Source organism: Microbacterium sp., assembly GCF_047607465.1.
Classification (GTDB): Bacteria; Actinomycetota; Actinomycetes; order Actinomycetales; family Microbacteriaceae; genus Microbacterium.
On record NZ_JASGCY010000083.1, the window covers coordinates 21806 to 35425 of the forward strand.

Sequence of the window (13620 nt, forward strand, 5' to 3'; positions counted from 1 at the left end):
CTACAACGTTTTAAGCGTGCTAAAACGTCACGGAATGTGATACGGTGATCTCGCACAAGATGACGTGTACGTTCCTTCCACAGCAAGAACCCCAGGCCGCATTCAGCGCCTGGGGTTCTTGCTGTCGTCACTTCTTGGCTGGTGCGCGTTTCCGGGTCTTCTGTTCCTGCGCCCGCGCCACCCGCGCGTCGAAGTCGAGCTGGTCATCCAGAAGCTTCTTCAACTCGGGGTCGGCTTCGATGTCCGCCGCCAAGGAGAGCTCCTCGGGCGTCGGCTCCGGTTCGGGGCGCGGTGCGGGCTCCTCCCACAGGAAAGGCGCGCCCTCCTTGCCAAGGATGGCCCAGTCGACGAGCGCCTTCTCGACCGCAACGAGATCTTGGCGCCGACCGTTAGGGGCGAATGCGCCCTCGGTGAACGCCTTCTGCCGGAAACCGGAACTGTCCACGCTCTCGATCTTCAACCAGATCGACCCCGCGTAGGCGCCGCCGGCCATATGCGGGTTGACGACTTTGAAAAACTCGCCCACCTGCCCGTGCGTCCAGCCGTGTTCCGGGCTGGTCAGGTGGTGGTAGACGCCGGCAAGGATGCGTAGCATCGCCGGCGACCCGAGTAGGCTCGACTCGCGCAGCACCGAGGGGGAAACCTGTCCCACCTGGAGCGCCCCGAGCTGCGGGAAAGACTCCACAGCCAGCCCGAGGAACTTGTTCGCCTTGGTGGCGATCTCGCCCTCGGTCACCGTGTTCTCAAGAACGCGACCGAACCGCCCGTCGACCCCGACCGCTGCCGCGCGGATCACATCGGAGACGTGCTTGGCTGTCACGTAGTTGATGCTGTTCCGGTGCAGGCGATCCTTCTCCAGGTCGACACGGTTCAGGAAGAGGGGGTGGTCGAGCACCAGCGGGAGCGCCCGGTTGGCGACCTTCCGGGTATCGAAGCGGGCCTTCACGGACGCCGTGATGCCGACCGCGTTCTCTGCGATGTCAAAAAACATCTGCCGGTACACGGCAGTATCGTCTGTGACCTGGATCTCCACCGCCACCTTCTCCGCAGAGAACCGTTCCTCCAGGTGATGCGCCTGCTTGACGGCCGCCTGCGCTTCGCGCAGGACCGCAGAGTTCTTGTCTTCCGTCCGCCGGGCGCGGCTCAAAAACTCTTGAGCCTTAGAAAGCCGCTGCTGCACCATCCCCGCAGCCAGATGGAAGCCCAAGACCCGGTGCTGCCCGTCAAGGATCTGGATGCTCAGCGCTGAACGCTTGGGGTACGACAGGATGCCCCAGCCGGCCTCCGTGTCCTCGAACTTGAAGATACTGGGGGCCCGGAGGATGATTCCAGGGATCACCCACGACTCGTGCTTCAGGTAGTACTCGGCGAAAGCGCGCGCGTGCGGCTCCTGGATGGCCCGGTTTCCTGGGTTCGCCAGTTTCGGGTTGGGTTGCGCCACCATGTTGATCAGTTCCGCTGGCGTGAGTGCCAGGCTGAACACGGTGCGTCCGCCCTGCTTGTAGCGCGTTGCGTACACGCGCTCCTCGGTCGTCACCCCTGTGACGGGTTGCGCGGTGGTCACTGTGCCTCCGATTCAGCATCACTGTCATTTGGCCGCTCAATTTAAGCGGCGCGGGACAGCACTCTACCTCTTAACCGGATCGTGATCAAACAATGTCGGACGCCAGTGTTAGGGTCGAACATACGTTCTAAGGAGGGTCTTCATATGGGGAAGACGGTTGTCGTTCGCGAGGTTCACGGGTTCCGCTCCGTCGAGTTCGAGGTGGGCGAGGAGCATGTGTACCTGGAAACCGGCGACCACTGCTACCGGTTCGACAAGGCGACAGCCATCAAGGCGCTCAAGGAGGCGTTCTGCATCTCCGTGATCATGGAAGACGGCTACGCCCTCCCCTAAGGCGGGGAGGGCGTAGCCTGGTCACGCAGCTTCGCGGAGGCGTTTGATCTCGACCGCCAACCAGAAGGCGGCCTTTTCCAGGTCTTCGATCTGGTTCTCTTTCACCACGCCGTCGATGCGGGTGGAGCGGACGATATACTGCACCGCCTGGGCGCCGGCGGACGTGAGCCACTGCGTGATACTGACCGTCTCGGCGCCGTTCGGCATCACGTAGTAGCTGGGCGAGTTGACCCTATCCTCGCTCACGGCTCCACCACCTCATCCGACACGACCGGCGACGTGGTGCGCACCGTAGGCCCGCCGTCCGTGACCCCGTAATCGTCAGGACCGTAACCATTGAGCGGTTCCAGGGTCATCCGGAGCGAACGGCCAACCAAGGGCTCGTCGGGAATCGGAAGGAGGAGCCTCACCCACTCGCCGTCAACCCGCTTCGCGGCGGCTGGGTTCACGCGACGTGCAAGGTCCCCGTCGATCTCGTAGCGGGAACCTCTCTCCGTCGTGATCACCCTCACGGCTTCACCGCCTTCAACGTCACAGGGTCGACCACGCGCGTATCCTGGCCGACCCGGATCACGGCGTGGATGCCGCGCGCAGGGCCGCTGACATACTTCACGAACTCGGCGCGCGTGCCGTCCTGCGTCACCACCTGGTTGCCCGGCTGGAACGGGGTCACTTCTCTACCGCCTCGAGCACGATCGTGCGCCCGTCGTCCAGACGGTAGACGCGCCACTCGGTCACGTCGCGTGCTGCGTGGCGGCCCACCTGGATGCGCCGCCGCTCATCCGCCTTCACGATCCCCACGATCGCCTCTGCGGCCAGGGTGACGTCCCGGCCGCTCACAGCGCAGGCTCCGAGACGCGAGGCGTGAACTTGGTCAGGCGCTCCACGGGGACGATCGAGACCCGCCCGGTCATCCCTGAGCGGAGGGTGGCGTAGAAGCGCCCCTCATCCGCCTGGTTGATCCTGGAGACGCGCCAGACCACCTTGGTGTCGAGCGGTGCGGCCGGCCCGATGAACACCAGGTCGCCGGGGGCGAACTCGGTCACCATCACCTGCCCCGCTCGGTCGGCAGCTCTACCCGGACCGAGCGCAGCGACCGGTCGGCGCCCAGCAGGCGCACCACGGCGTCCCCGTCTGGGTGGCGGAGAGCGATATCCACCTTCGCCACCGCGTCGAACTCGGCTCCGAGCGCGGAAATAAGGTGCTTAATCGCACCGCCGGCGGTCAGTGGCGTGACAGACACTTCAAGTGGCGCGGGCTTCGGGTTCGGGTATCCTTTGGGCACTATGCGACCCTTTCTTCTTCGATGATGTTGATGATGTTACGCAGGCCGGCCATCGTCTCCCAGCGGCCTGCATAGTGGAACACGGGTACAGCCTGGAAGCCCTTCTCCAACAGCCGCCTGCGCCCTGCCTCATCCTCCTCCACGTTGATCTCCGTGAAAGGGATGCCCTTGCTCTTCAGGAGTCGCTTGGCGGCCCCGCAGGACGGGCAGACCGTCCTGCTGTATACAGTGAGGGTGTTGGTCATGGGCGCGTCCTTCCCGCCTGTTCGATCGCCTTGCTGATCACTGCTTGCAGGTCGGCCACGCGGAACCAGCCGCCGAACCACCCGTCCGTGTCCGGCGCCACGCCTTCGAGGTGCACCTCCAGGTGGTCGGTATTCCCTTCCCCGAAAGAGGCGTAAATGACGGTCCGGTCCTCGTCGATATACTCTTCGCCGGTCGCGTAAACCTTCAATACCACCACTCCTCGTCACTGTCGTACAGCGTCGGGTCCGAGAACCGCGGCCGGTAAGCCTCCACGGGGGTGCTTCTTGTCTTCCTGTCCAGTCGGGCGAGCGCCGCCTTGCGCGTCATGCCCCAGGCACGCAGATGCGGCCAGACCGCCTCCGCGTGCCAACCGAACACTGCTTTGCCCAGGCTGATCATCATGCCTCCTCCATTGACGGGAGCGCCTTCAGTACGACCGCGAGCGTCCGCTCCACGATCTCCGCCTGCTGGCGGGCGAACTCCGCCGGGTTGGTGCGCGCCAGGTCGCCCAGTGGCGTCGTCACCGTCAAGCGCCTGCTCGCATCCACTGCGGGGGCGGGGTTGCCGTTGTCTTCGAACGTGATAGTCAAGGTGACTGCGTTGTCGGGTGCTGCGGGTTCGGTTGGCTCGGCCTCGGCCTCGGCCTCGGCCGGTTCGGTGGCGGTTGTCATGGGGTCTCCTTAACGGTCGGGTCTGGTTCGGGGACTGGGTTGGCTGGGTTCGCCGTCCGGTAGGCGAGCGGCCACTGAGTGTCCGGGGCGGTCACCTCGACCCCGCCGTTCCAGTAACGGTAACGCGGACGGTGGCCGGGTGGGGTCGCAGGCTGGTCATGCAGCAGGCGCGCAGCCCTCCTGGCGGCAGCACGGCTGACATCAGGGCCCTGGTAGACGGCGAGGCCGGTCAGGAAACCGGCCAGGAAGGAGAAGGCGCTCCGGAGCCTAATCATGACCCGCCCCTGCCCGCTTGGCACGCTCCTCGACGCGCCGGAGGCGCCGCTCGCAAACCCTCCGCCTACGGCGCACAGCACGCCGCCCGGCCTCGTACGCCAGCACGCCGAGGGCGGTATGCCGGTTGCGCGAGTCCGACCCGGCCCGCTCGTCGTCAATCATGGATCACCGGCGTCGAAGCGGGCGAGCCGTCCGGGTTGGCTGGCCGGCTGCGCACATGGTTCCAGTAGCGGGCGAAATCCCAGGTGTACACGACCGGGCCGTGCGGGTGACCTGCGCAGCTGTTGGGGACCATGTGGCCTTCCGTGTGGCTGTACTGCTCGCCCGTGCACAATGCCTGCGTCTGGCCGTACATCCAATCCCAGAACGCCTGCTGGGCGGGGCCGTCGCCGAGCAGATCGTTGACCTGCTCCTGCGTGTAGCCGAAAGCGCAATCGGGCGGGGGGAGTGTGGTCATCAGCGTCCCTTCTCATCAAGACTGTAAACCTACAGTAATCAAGTTACATTATGTGACCAGGTGGGGCAAGTCCGCGGAATACCCCCGGCCGGCGCGAGGTCGGCCGGGGGTTCGAGCGGACCACACGCTCGCTGCTCCACGTCGGGAACAGCCTCAGCCTAGGAGCGCCCGTGCCGCCTAATCAGGCCTTGCCCTGCTTCAGCATCTCGCCGTACATACGGATCGCCGATCCGCGGACGATCCCCATCGCCCCAGCGATGTCGTCCCAACTGATCGGCGGGTCGAGCTGACGAGCGGTGTCCATCGCCACCCAGCGGCGCCGGCGGTACTCCTCGGGGCCGTACTGGACGAGGTTTTCCAGGATGGCGTGGCGGGTATCCGCATCGGCGAAGCCGTCAAACGTGTTCTCAGAGCCAAGTTGCATAATGCGACAAGAGTAACGCATATCCGCGCCGACCGCTAAGGTTCGGACATGACCAACCGCCGACCAGCCTTCACTATCCTTCTCGTCACACTGCTGGGTGCACCCCTTTTGGCCGGCTGCACTGCCGCCGACCCCGTGGAGGCGTCCTGCGAACAGTTCAAAGACCTCCTCGGCGACTTCGCGGTCGAGATGACGGCGGCGAGCGAGGACGCTGCCCACGGCGACCTCGCCGGCGTGCTCGAGGTCGCCGACCGGATCGAAGGCCTGGAAGGGTTGCCGGAGTTCACCGCCTATGCGGCCGAGATCCGGGTGTTCGTGGACCGGCTGAACGAAGCCCGCACCACCGGTCGCGACACTGGCGATGCCGTAGAACAGCTCGACCAGGCGATGGCGGCGACAGTCGCGGCCTGCGTGGAGGCCGACCTGGAACGCTAACCGCCAGGCGGGGTAATAACCCCTAGGTGGCGCCTGATCGGGTGCAAAAAATTTCCAGCAGGGCCGGGCATAATACAGCACCGTCTCCTCCGGCGCAAGCGGCATCCGCGACGCTTGCGCCGGGCATTCACCCCTGAAAAGCCCTGATGGCGGGGCAAAATTGACGGTTTACCAGGGCCGGTGGGGTGGTGTCCCCTGAAAAGCCCTGATGGCGAGGCAAAATTACGGAAGGGCAGCCAAACCCTCCCGCCTGCTCCCCGGCTGCAACAATCCGGCATGTTTGCCCGTTGTTTTCCAATGCTGACCAGGGGTTTTCTGTACGCCTACCTGCCGGCGTCGGGGTGGTGGGTAACGGTTAGGTAACGATGACCCGTTTGGTGCTTGTCTACGTCGCATTTCGTGCCACTATGGACATGTCAGCACGACACCGCAACCGAAGCACCGAGCACCTAGCGCTTGAATCCCGCGTATCCACCAATGTGGCTCTACAGGGCGGGGACATGCGCCCCTTGTTCCTCTCGGTTGCGCCTCGTGGCACTCATCACCCACCACTCATTATCCATCTCGTAAGGGGACATGCATCATGGCTCGCACTGACTCCAAGCGCACCGCCACGGCGCGCGCTCACACGCTCACCATTCGCACGGCACGCGCTGCTAAGCGCGGCGCACTCACCATCACCCGCGCGGGGCACTCGCGCCACGGCAAGTAAGGATTCATCATGCCTTCCATCATCGAGCCTTTCCGCTATTTCGGGAGGACCGAGAGCGCGCCGGGAGTCGCGCAAGCACTTGCAGAGCACATCCTTGCCACGGCTGATCCCGGCCGCGCGCGCCTCGCGTTCTACGCCGACGGTGCCTATTTTTACGGGGGTGGGTACGCACACTGGTATCTGGTCGTGTTCGATATCCACACGGGGTACGGTGCGGATATTCTGGACTATTCCAACGCCGCCACGCTGGAATCGGACTATTCCGGCATCGATTCGCCCGTGATCGAACTCGTTTCGTCTGGCACTCGCACAATGGTGCTCATCCCGCTCAATGATGACGTTGAGGGCGTGCTGTTCCCCATTGAGCCGGATGAGTTCGAAGCGGGGGAAGCGGCTGGTGCGTGGCGAATTATCGATGAGCTGTTCAGCCGCGCCGATCATTTCACGGACTATCCCGTGCTTGATGAGTTCGACTATTTGGCGCGTGAGCAGGCGGCGTGGGATGACGCGCTCAATTCCGAAATGATCTATCTCGATATCCCGGATGACGCGCGTGACGACGTAGCCGCCTATGTCTCAGAGCGCCACTGCGGCTATTCAGACCCCGGTCACGTCGAAACCGTGTGGGTCCAGGAAGCGTGCGCGGCGCTGGGTATCGCGCTGGAGGACGCATGATGCCCGCCTACGCCGTCACTCTCATCTTCCTCTTTCATGTCGCGGTGGGCACCACAATTCTGCTTGCCGTGCTGTATGTAGGCGTACCTTGCGCCTATCACATCCTTGATCATCATCCGCGCTACCGGCGTAGCGCGCGCTGACCCCACGCACTCGCACACTGAAAGAAGGCAGATTCATCATGTACCGTATCACTTCCATGACTCAGGACGGGCGCCACGGTGGAACGTGGCATGTCAAGCCGGGGAATAACCACACTCCCACGCGGCTCGATAACCCGAACCTCTTCTTCGCCACTAAGCGCGCGGCCAGTGCCCGCGTGCGCGACTTGAACGGGAACTAATCATGTCCAATTTCGAATTCGGCGCGGCCTATTCTGCCATTACCGGCGAATACGTCGGCGCATATGTGCCCGGGCCCGTGGCGGTCGGATGGGCCGTGCTGTACCGGATGGGAGGGGGGTAGGCCGTGGCGCAGATTTCCACGCTCACCGGCCACCTGACCGCCGTCGACAAGCGCGCGTGCGCTTGGATGATCGACAACGGCTGCGACTCTTGTCGCAGCAAGCGCAAGCGCTACGCGCTCACCTGCGGCGGCGACACCTACCGCGTCCACATCACGAGCAACGAAACGGACGATTGGGGACGCTTGACGGAACGCGTTCACGTGGCCACGTTCGCCGCCAAGCCGTAGGTGCCCGTCTAAGCGCCTCAAATCCTCGCACCCTACGCGGGTACCCGAACGCGCCGTAAGGCCGTCAGATTGAAGCACAGCGCCGCGCGCGGGCATTGACGCCCCTGCGGACACCTATCGAAGGAGAAAGCCCATGTCCACCAATTCCATGACGTACGCCGACGCGACCGGCATCCGAGACGACGCGTGCCACCGGCTTGGCCTCGAATATGCCGACGCGCTGAAGATCCATGCGCGCGCCGTGCTCGACGACCTGGAGGACATCGCCGCCTACGCATGGCAGAAAGCCCGCCGCCTCGCGCACGCGGCATGCAAGGCCGGGAACATCGGCCCGCTCATCGACATGCTGGAGCGTGAGATCGGAGTCGAGTGACGACCGCCGGACGCCTCCAATTGGCTGCACGTCGTTTCGATTGGCGGCACGTCGTTTCGATCGACCGACGACGATCGACCGCATGCAGACGGATGGCAAAGGGGTTGCGACCGAGAGCCCTGAGAGTGTCCTGAGAAAAGGGACGATCCGCCGACGACCACGGAATCTTGGTGTATCACGCGCGCGCACGCGCGTCGCGAGGCGGGACGGTCGAAGCGCGAGGCGTGCTAGTGGTCAAAATTGGCTCCACTTACACATAAATATATATCTCTATATCTCTATAATAGATATATATATATGTCTTGAGAAATTTCCAACGTCTCAAAACTTGACTCCAGTGTTTTCTAGGCAACCAACCCCTCACAGCCTTTTCACAGCTTCAGCAACTCAGAGCACTTTCAACAACCTGGAGCGCTCACCTCTATACCAAACCACCGTGCAGCCGTCGGCCTCAACCTGCATAAAATGATCAAGTCCTCAACAGAACCGCCTCAACATTCAGCAGAACCTCCCCATAGAGCAAACCGCTCTATGTTGCTGAAAGTGCTCTGAGTTGCTGAAGCTGAGTGAAACCTGGGTGCGGTCTCGAGTTTCGCAGTCCGGGCGTGTCGCGACGCGCGTAGCACCGTCGGAGACTCGATCACCTGACCGCCACCGTTATGAAACCGTGACCGAACAAGCCCTAAAAGAGTGTCGCAAAACATGACACAAGCTGTAGGGTCGTATCAACGAACCACCACCAAAGACAAGCCACCAAAGACAAGGATCAAGAGCATGAGCAACGATGCAACCGACTACGCGACACGACTCGCCCGCAAGTTCTGGGACGCCGACGATGGCGCACCGTTCGGGTACCGGCACGAGAACGGCGATGAGGCTGAAATCCTGGTCGACATCCTCGACGCGCTCGACCTGACCGATGAGGAGCGCGACACGCTAAAAGACACTGGCGAACTGCCGGGCGGTTGGGATGCCGTCACGGCGCACGACTTCTTAGAGGACGCGCTGGACGTGTGCTACGTGATCGACAGCGATCGCACCTACCGGAGCGGCATGGTCTGCCTGACGGTCGGCGGGCCGGATGTCTGGTTGAGCCTGGAGGACGCGACAGTGGAGGTGTACCGGGGCGGCGATAAGGCCGTCCGGAGCCTCCCGCGCGCCACGGTCGATGTGCTGAACGACGCGCTCGCGGAGATGTGGGAGATGGGCGCATGAGCACGAGTCCCGCGGATGCGGCGATCGATTACGCACAGCGCCTTATAGGCCAGGTGGGCACGAATGCGAGCATTCTCGCGGCGCAGCTGAGCGAGGATCAGCGTTACCTACTGGAATGCGCACTGATCACAGCCCACTGCGGCGGGAGTGCATGGGCGCACAATTCGGCCACGAGGGAAGGGGAAGCGTAAATGCTCACACAATGCGAAGGATGCACGAACAACGGCCACCCGTACCGGCCTGACCGCCCGCACACCTGCGCGGTGCGCCCCGGCGCCGTGTACCCGCAGCCCGCAGCGCCTGAGGTGGAGGCGTGGATAGAGGCGCGGCACGATCCTGGGTTCAAGCCGAAGCGGCCACGCAAAGCCACAGGCGAGCCGCCGAAGTTGAGCGAAAAGCAATACACGAAACTGATGCGGGAGAACCTGGAAATGTTCGGCACGCCGCAGCAGATCGCGGCGTTCGAGAAGGAGAAGACAGCATGAGCACGGTTTACGCGGCAGTGATCGAATGGCCGGACACGTTGGGGTTCCCGCCGTCGCTGATCCTGAAGGCGGATGAGGCGCAGCTGCTCCCCGCCGTGAAGGCGGAGCTAATGGGGGAGGCGGAACGCCTGGACGGGGAGGCGTGGGCGGCACTGCCGTTCAGGGATTTCGACCGGCTGCACACGCTCCAAATGGCGCTACTGAACGCGGCCGGAGAACCTCCGTTCGTGACCACGTACACGGAGGAGGTCAGGCTGTGAGCGTGGTCGAGATCGAGCGCGCGAAGGAAGCGGCTGTGGTGCGGCGCGCGTTGGCGGCACTCCCGCCCGCTGACAGGTGGGCGGTGGTCGAGGACGCGCTGGCGCTGCTCCAGCTGACGCCTAAGGCAGGCTTGCCGGAGTACGACGCGGCGCACGAGGAGGCGGTGCAGCAATGGCCGGGCGCGACACGTAAACAGTTGGCTGAGGCGGCACACAGGGCGGCGACGCGAGTCCTGCACGGGGACGATGAGATCGGGGCGCGGAAGGCGCTCATGCGTGAACAGGTCGCGGCCGCGGTGGCGGACGCGAAAGTGGATATTGAACGAGAAGAGGAGCAAGACTGATGGGAATGAACTACAGCATCACGCTCCATGACGCGGTGATCCCGCCGGAGAACTTCGGCAAGGTGACGGGCATCGAAGGCGCAACCGTTCAAGATGTGATCGAGTTTGTCGGGGAGTACCTGACAGACAGGTACGTGACCGGCAACGAGACGGACGGCATCGACCTGTCGGACAGCGGGTTTTACGATCACGCCTCCTACGATTTCGAGTATGAGCTGCGGGGCGCCGTGCTCGTACACTGCAAGCCGGGCGCGTTCATGGAGGGGCGGGACGCTGAGGAGGGCGCGGGCGAGCGGTGGCGGTGGTTCGTGAAGAACGACTACACATTGGGGTACGTGGCCGCGGAGATCACGGTCACATGGCCGGAGATGGTGCTGTGATGTTCCACAAAACCGTTACCGAGCAACGCGAAGGCAACAGGGCGAGCGCCGTGGACGTGGCCGATTGGGTCCTTAGGGACATGCACCCTGACCTACCCCAAGACCCCTCCATCCGGGACGCGCTGATCCTGGCCGCTTTCACGGCTTACGAGGAGTGCACGATTTCATCGAGACAACGAACGAAAGGGGTAACGCATGACGACCACGACCACCTATAAGTGGCGCAGGCAGGAGATTGAGTTGCAATTCCACAACGGCCCGGAGTGGACGACCGTCTACAAGCTCGCGGGCGCTGCGCCTGACTGGGTTATCAATCACACGCGGATGCGCAACGCCTGGACGGTAACGCACGCGCCTAGCGGGATGCGGATACCCACTAGCGGCCTGCTGGCGGAGATGAAAAGTCTCGTTGTGGCGCTCGTTGAAAGCCCGGAGACGGCGGCACCGGTAGCCTTGCGGGAGTTGCGGCAGGTGCCAAACGGCAAGCCGATCCTCTCCAACTTGCAGAAGGCGGAGCTGAGGGCGATCAGAGCTGTTTATGAGGAATGGAGCAAAACGCGATGATCGAGCTGCAAGAATGCGCAACTGACCAGGGGTCGGCGACGGCAGACTGTTTCACAGGCGACGGCTTCACATTCGCGGGCGAAACCGAGCTGGTGGCGGTTCCGGACGGGTTCGCGATCGAGTCCGTCCAGGTCAACCCGGCGACGTTCGCGAGCGCGCCGGACTACACGAGCACGCCGGGCTACGGTGTGACGTTCACGGCTACAACCGCGGCACCGAGCGCAGGACTGGCCGAAACGGGGTTCGACGGGACGTTCTTCCTCACCCTGACGCTCGTGCTCGCGGGCGGGTTCGTCCTGGCGGGCGCAGCTCTGCTATCGGGCAGGCGACGCAAGTAGGACGCAAAACCTGCATTATTGGGGAATGCGGGCCGTCCTCAGGGCATGGGGACTGAGGGCGGTTCGGGTTCACTAAGCAATCGAAAAGCATGGGCAACGACAAGGAAGCGGGCAAACATGACCAAGATCGAAATCCATGACGGAGACAACCTGATCGCAGAATGGGAGCGCCTGACGGCACTGATTGCCAAGACGGAGTTCCCGCGCCTGAAAGTGATGGAAGTAGTGGAGCGCGGCGAGACGTTCACGACGCTGGAATGCCCGCGCTGCGGCGAGGTGGTGAGGGGTGGCGACCTGGCGGCGGTCGATCAGAGCGTCCGCCAAAACTACGCCCACGACATGGACGTCGATGATGAGGATGTCAGGTTCGATAACGGTGACATCGATTTCGGCGCCACGCTGTACTACCTGCACAAGGACGACCACGCGGTGAGCCTGCCGGAAGGGTGGACGGAATCGTGGACGTAAGCGGGCTCCTCATGATCGGCAGTTGCATCCTGCTCGCCTACGCTATCCACCTCCGCCGAAAGGACGACGCATGAACCCGATCCTCACCGCCTTCCGCGAAAGCATCCCGCGTGGATTCACGCGAGTGCCTGCCATCCAGGCGCAAGACTGGGCAGACCTGGTGAACGGCTACACCAACTCGTTCATCGGTGCGGACGAAGCCGAAGAGGCGATGGGCGTCGCCCCCCTCCCTCAGATCGAGCACGCCCGAAAGGTGCTCACCCGCCTCGCAAACCTCGCTAACGACAAGGAGAACTGACACGGACTGGAACAACCTGCCCGGAGAATCCGTCAACACCATCATGGACGCCGAGAATGAGCTGGATGCGTTGGTTCGCCACCTGAACGACGGCGACGGCACACTCACTCTGGCTGACGTGTCGGACTATCTGACGAACGTCCGCGATTACATCCAGGCGGCACTCGACGACATCGAGGCGAAGCTGTGACACTCACCCTCATCGCCAACGCACTCGACGCTTTCCCGTGGCTGACGGAAAGCCAGCGCGCCGACGTGTTCCGGGCTATCGAGTCCGCTCCGGTCACGCCGCCGCCCCGGGGCTTCTTTGCCCTAAACGAATGGCATGAGGCGTACTACGCGAGCCCTGCTGTCGCTGCATGGCAGCGCATCCGGGGCTGGCGGTTCACGCCGCTCGACCCGGAGAACCCAAGGCCCACACACATGACCTTGGAGGAGGCGGCTCACTACGAGTCCTGCCCGACCCAGGCCGAAATCCTCATGGCGCTCGAGCGCGCCGCCCGCTACGCAAAGGAGAACGCACGATGACCGACACCAACTACAAGCCCATCGCAATCAAGGGCTTCGACAAGAACATGAAGTGCAACGGCTTCCAGTTCGAGGAAGGTAAAACCTACGACCACGGTCGGCCGGCCGTCCTCTGCCGGGAGGGCTTCCACTACGTGACGCAGCCGATCGATGTCTTCTGGTACAAGGCTCCCGCAGAGTCGCTGTATCACATAGTGGAAGTCGAGGAGTCGACCGGCCCGCAGCCGGGTGGTGACTCCAAGGAGGCTGCGCGGGTCATGAGGGTGGGCGCGAGGATCGAGCTTCCCGCGCTCATCAAGGCGCAGATCGATTTCGTGTTCGCGAACGTGAAGAAGTCGAAGGTGAAGTCCAAGAACACGACCGAGCCGAATTCCCTTGCCACCAACTCGGGCGACTACGGCGCGAGCACCAACTCGGGCCACGGCGGCGCGAGCACCAACTCGGGCCAGTACGGCGCGAGCACCAACTCGGGCAACTACGGCGCGAGCACCAACTCGGGCCACGGCGGCGCGAGCACCAACTCGGGCCACGGCGGCGCGAGCACCAACTCGGGCCACTACGGCGCGAGCACCAACTCGGGCGACTACGGCGCGAGC

The 13620-nt window shown here is 63.5% G+C and carries 30 protein-coding genes and 1 pseudogene; 18 read left to right on the forward strand and 13 right to left on the reverse strand.

What is annotated here, in order from left to right:
• Positions 1 to 127: 127 nt before the first annotated feature.
• Positions 128 to 1564 (reverse strand): DNA sulfur modification protein DndB, encoded by a 1437-nt coding sequence (locus tag QM568_RS12145; RefSeq protein WP_415139175.1) that lies wholly within the window; start codon positions 1562 to 1564, stop codon positions 128 to 130.
• A gap of 144 nt (positions 1565 to 1708) precedes the next feature.
• Between QM568_RS12145 and QM568_RS12150 the strand changes: the two genes are divergently transcribed.
• On the forward strand, positions 1709 to 1897 hold the full coding sequence (locus tag QM568_RS12150) for a hypothetical protein (RefSeq protein ID WP_415139177.1): 189 nt from the start codon (positions 1709 to 1711) through the stop codon (positions 1895 to 1897).
• Between the two features lie 21 nt (positions 1898 to 1918).
• Here the strand turns inward: QM568_RS12150 and QM568_RS12155 are convergent, their stop codons facing one another.
• The 12 genes from QM568_RS12155 to QM568_RS12210 form a co-directional block, all read right to left on the reverse strand.
• Complete coding sequence (locus QM568_RS12155) at positions 1919 to 2143, reverse strand: hypothetical protein (protein WP_415139179.1); 225 nt, start codon at positions 2141 to 2143, stop codon at positions 1919 to 1921.
• Positions 2144 to 2405: 262 nt separating this feature from the next.
• A complete protein-coding gene (locus QM568_RS12160; RefSeq protein ID WP_415139181.1) occupies positions 2406 to 2570 on the reverse strand; it encodes a hypothetical protein in 165 nt (54 codons plus the stop codon).
• Entirely contained in the window at positions 2567 to 2737 is a 171-nt protein-coding gene (locus QM568_RS12165; RefSeq protein ID WP_415139183.1) for a hypothetical protein, read from the reverse strand. Before QM568_RS12165 ends, QM568_RS12160 begins: the two co-directional genes overlap by 4 nt.
• Positions 2734 to 2946, reverse strand: a complete 213-nt coding sequence (locus QM568_RS12170) for a hypothetical protein (protein WP_415139185.1) — start codon at positions 2944 to 2946, stop codon at positions 2734 to 2736. The genes QM568_RS12165 and QM568_RS12170 overlap by 4 nt, the downstream gene beginning before the upstream one ends.
• Positions 2946 to 3182 (reverse strand): hypothetical protein, encoded by a 237-nt coding sequence (locus QM568_RS12175; protein ID WP_415139187.1) that lies wholly within the window; start codon positions 3180 to 3182, stop codon positions 2946 to 2948. The genes QM568_RS12170 and QM568_RS12175 overlap by 1 nt, the downstream gene beginning before the upstream one ends.
• Entirely contained in the window at positions 3182 to 3427 is a 246-nt protein-coding gene (locus QM568_RS12180) for a glutaredoxin family protein (protein WP_415139189.1), read from the reverse strand. The genes QM568_RS12175 and QM568_RS12180 overlap by 1 nt, the downstream gene beginning before the upstream one ends.
• Positions 3424 to 3636 carry a hypothetical protein gene (locus tag QM568_RS12185; protein ID WP_415139191.1) on the reverse strand — a complete coding sequence of 71 codons (213 nt, stop codon included), beginning with the start codon at positions 3634 to 3636 and terminating at the stop codon, positions 3424 to 3426. Before QM568_RS12185 ends, QM568_RS12180 begins: the two co-directional genes overlap by 4 nt.
• Entirely contained in the window at positions 3633 to 3830 is a 198-nt protein-coding gene (locus QM568_RS12190; protein WP_415139193.1) for a hypothetical protein, read from the reverse strand. The genes QM568_RS12185 and QM568_RS12190 overlap by 4 nt, the downstream gene beginning before the upstream one ends.
• Positions 3827 to 4099 carry a hypothetical protein gene (locus QM568_RS12195; RefSeq protein ID WP_415139195.1) on the reverse strand — a complete coding sequence of 91 codons (273 nt, stop codon included), beginning with the start codon at positions 4097 to 4099 and terminating at the stop codon, positions 3827 to 3829. Before QM568_RS12195 ends, QM568_RS12190 begins: the two co-directional genes overlap by 4 nt.
• The gene (locus QM568_RS12200; RefSeq protein WP_415139197.1) at positions 4096 to 4374 is read right to left on the reverse strand and encodes a hypothetical protein; all 279 of its coding nucleotides are present in this window, start codon (positions 4372 to 4374) and stop codon (positions 4096 to 4098) included. The genes QM568_RS12195 and QM568_RS12200 overlap by 4 nt, the downstream gene beginning before the upstream one ends.
• A gap of 155 nt (positions 4375 to 4529) precedes the next feature.
• Complete coding sequence (locus tag QM568_RS12205; protein WP_415139199.1) at positions 4530 to 4832, reverse strand: hypothetical protein; 303 nt, start codon at positions 4830 to 4832, stop codon at positions 4530 to 4532.
• 181 nt (positions 4833 to 5013) lie between these two features.
• A complete protein-coding gene (locus tag QM568_RS12210; RefSeq protein ID WP_415139201.1) occupies positions 5014 to 5256 on the reverse strand; it encodes a hypothetical protein in 243 nt (80 codons plus the stop codon).
• A gap of 48 nt (positions 5257 to 5304) precedes the next feature.
• On the opposite strand from QM568_RS12210, the gene QM568_RS12215 reads away from it, so the two are divergent.
• The 17 genes and pseudogenes from QM568_RS12215 to QM568_RS12295 all read left to right on the forward strand — a co-directional run.
• Positions 5305 to 5691: a hypothetical protein gene (locus QM568_RS12215; RefSeq protein ID WP_415139203.1), complete on the forward strand. Its 387-nt coding sequence runs from the start codon at positions 5305 to 5307 to the stop codon at positions 5689 to 5691.
• 583 nt (positions 5692 to 6274) lie between these two features.
• Positions 6275 to 6403, forward strand: coding sequence for a hypothetical protein (locus QM568_RS12220; protein WP_415139205.1), 129 nt, complete (start codon positions 6275 to 6277; stop codon positions 6401 to 6403).
• 9 nt (positions 6404 to 6412) lie between these two features.
• Positions 6413 to 7078, forward strand: a complete 666-nt coding sequence (locus tag QM568_RS12225; protein ID WP_415139207.1) for a hypothetical protein — start codon at positions 6413 to 6415, stop codon at positions 7076 to 7078.
• Positions 7079 to 7546: 468 nt separating this feature from the next.
• The gene (locus QM568_RS12230) at positions 7547 to 7771 is read left to right on the forward strand and encodes a hypothetical protein (RefSeq protein ID WP_415139209.1); all 225 of its coding nucleotides are present in this window, start codon (positions 7547 to 7549) and stop codon (positions 7769 to 7771) included.
• Between the two features lie 133 nt (positions 7772 to 7904).
• Positions 7905 to 8144, forward strand: a complete 240-nt coding sequence (locus QM568_RS12235) for a hypothetical protein (RefSeq protein WP_415139211.1) — start codon at positions 7905 to 7907, stop codon at positions 8142 to 8144.
• Positions 8145 to 8918: 774 nt separating this feature from the next.
• A complete protein-coding gene (locus QM568_RS12240) occupies positions 8919 to 9359 on the forward strand; it encodes a hypothetical protein (protein ID WP_415139213.1) in 441 nt (146 codons plus the stop codon).
• Between the two features lie 191 nt (positions 9360 to 9550).
• Positions 9551 to 9844, forward strand: coding sequence for a hypothetical protein (locus tag QM568_RS12245; RefSeq protein WP_415139215.1), 294 nt, complete (start codon positions 9551 to 9553; stop codon positions 9842 to 9844).
• Complete coding sequence (locus tag QM568_RS12250) at positions 9841 to 10104, forward strand: hypothetical protein (RefSeq protein WP_415139217.1); 264 nt, start codon at positions 9841 to 9843, stop codon at positions 10102 to 10104. The genes QM568_RS12245 and QM568_RS12250 overlap by 4 nt, the downstream gene beginning before the upstream one ends.
• Before the next feature lie 2 nt (positions 10105 to 10106).
• Positions 10107 to 10448 (forward strand): hypothetical protein, encoded by a 342-nt coding sequence (locus tag QM568_RS12255; RefSeq protein WP_415139219.1) that lies wholly within the window; start codon positions 10107 to 10109, stop codon positions 10446 to 10448.
• A 5-nt stretch (positions 10449 to 10453) separates the two neighbouring features.
• The gene (locus QM568_RS12260) at positions 10454 to 10828 is read left to right on the forward strand and encodes a hypothetical protein (protein ID WP_415139221.1); all 375 of its coding nucleotides are present in this window, start codon (positions 10454 to 10456) and stop codon (positions 10826 to 10828) included.
• A gap of 195 nt (positions 10829 to 11023) precedes the next feature.
• A complete protein-coding gene (locus tag QM568_RS12265; protein ID WP_415139223.1) occupies positions 11024 to 11392 on the forward strand; it encodes a hypothetical protein in 369 nt (122 codons plus the stop codon).
• Positions 11393 to 11484: 92 nt separating this feature from the next.
• Complete coding sequence (locus QM568_RS12270) at positions 11485 to 11730, forward strand: hypothetical protein (protein WP_415139225.1); 246 nt, start codon at positions 11485 to 11487, stop codon at positions 11728 to 11730.
• A 117-nt stretch (positions 11731 to 11847) separates the two neighbouring features.
• Complete coding sequence (locus QM568_RS12275) at positions 11848 to 12198, forward strand: hypothetical protein (RefSeq protein ID WP_415139227.1); 351 nt, start codon at positions 11848 to 11850, stop codon at positions 12196 to 12198.
• A 70-nt stretch (positions 12199 to 12268) separates the two neighbouring features.
• On the forward strand, positions 12269 to 12496 hold the full coding sequence (locus QM568_RS12280; protein WP_415139229.1) for a hypothetical protein: 228 nt from the start codon (positions 12269 to 12271) through the stop codon (positions 12494 to 12496).
• Between the two features lie 43 nt (positions 12497 to 12539).
• Positions 12540 to 12686, forward strand: a complete 147-nt coding sequence (locus QM568_RS12285) for a hypothetical protein (protein WP_415139231.1) — start codon at positions 12540 to 12542, stop codon at positions 12684 to 12686.
• Positions 12683 to 13024 (forward strand): hypothetical protein, encoded by a 342-nt coding sequence (locus QM568_RS12290; protein ID WP_415139233.1) that lies wholly within the window; start codon positions 12683 to 12685, stop codon positions 13022 to 13024. Before QM568_RS12285 ends, QM568_RS12290 begins: the two co-directional genes overlap by 4 nt.
• Positions 13021 to 13620, forward strand: a pseudogene (locus QM568_RS12295) (hypothetical protein); the annotation flags it as partial. The gene QM568_RS12290 and the pseudogene QM568_RS12295, both read left to right, overlap by 4 nt.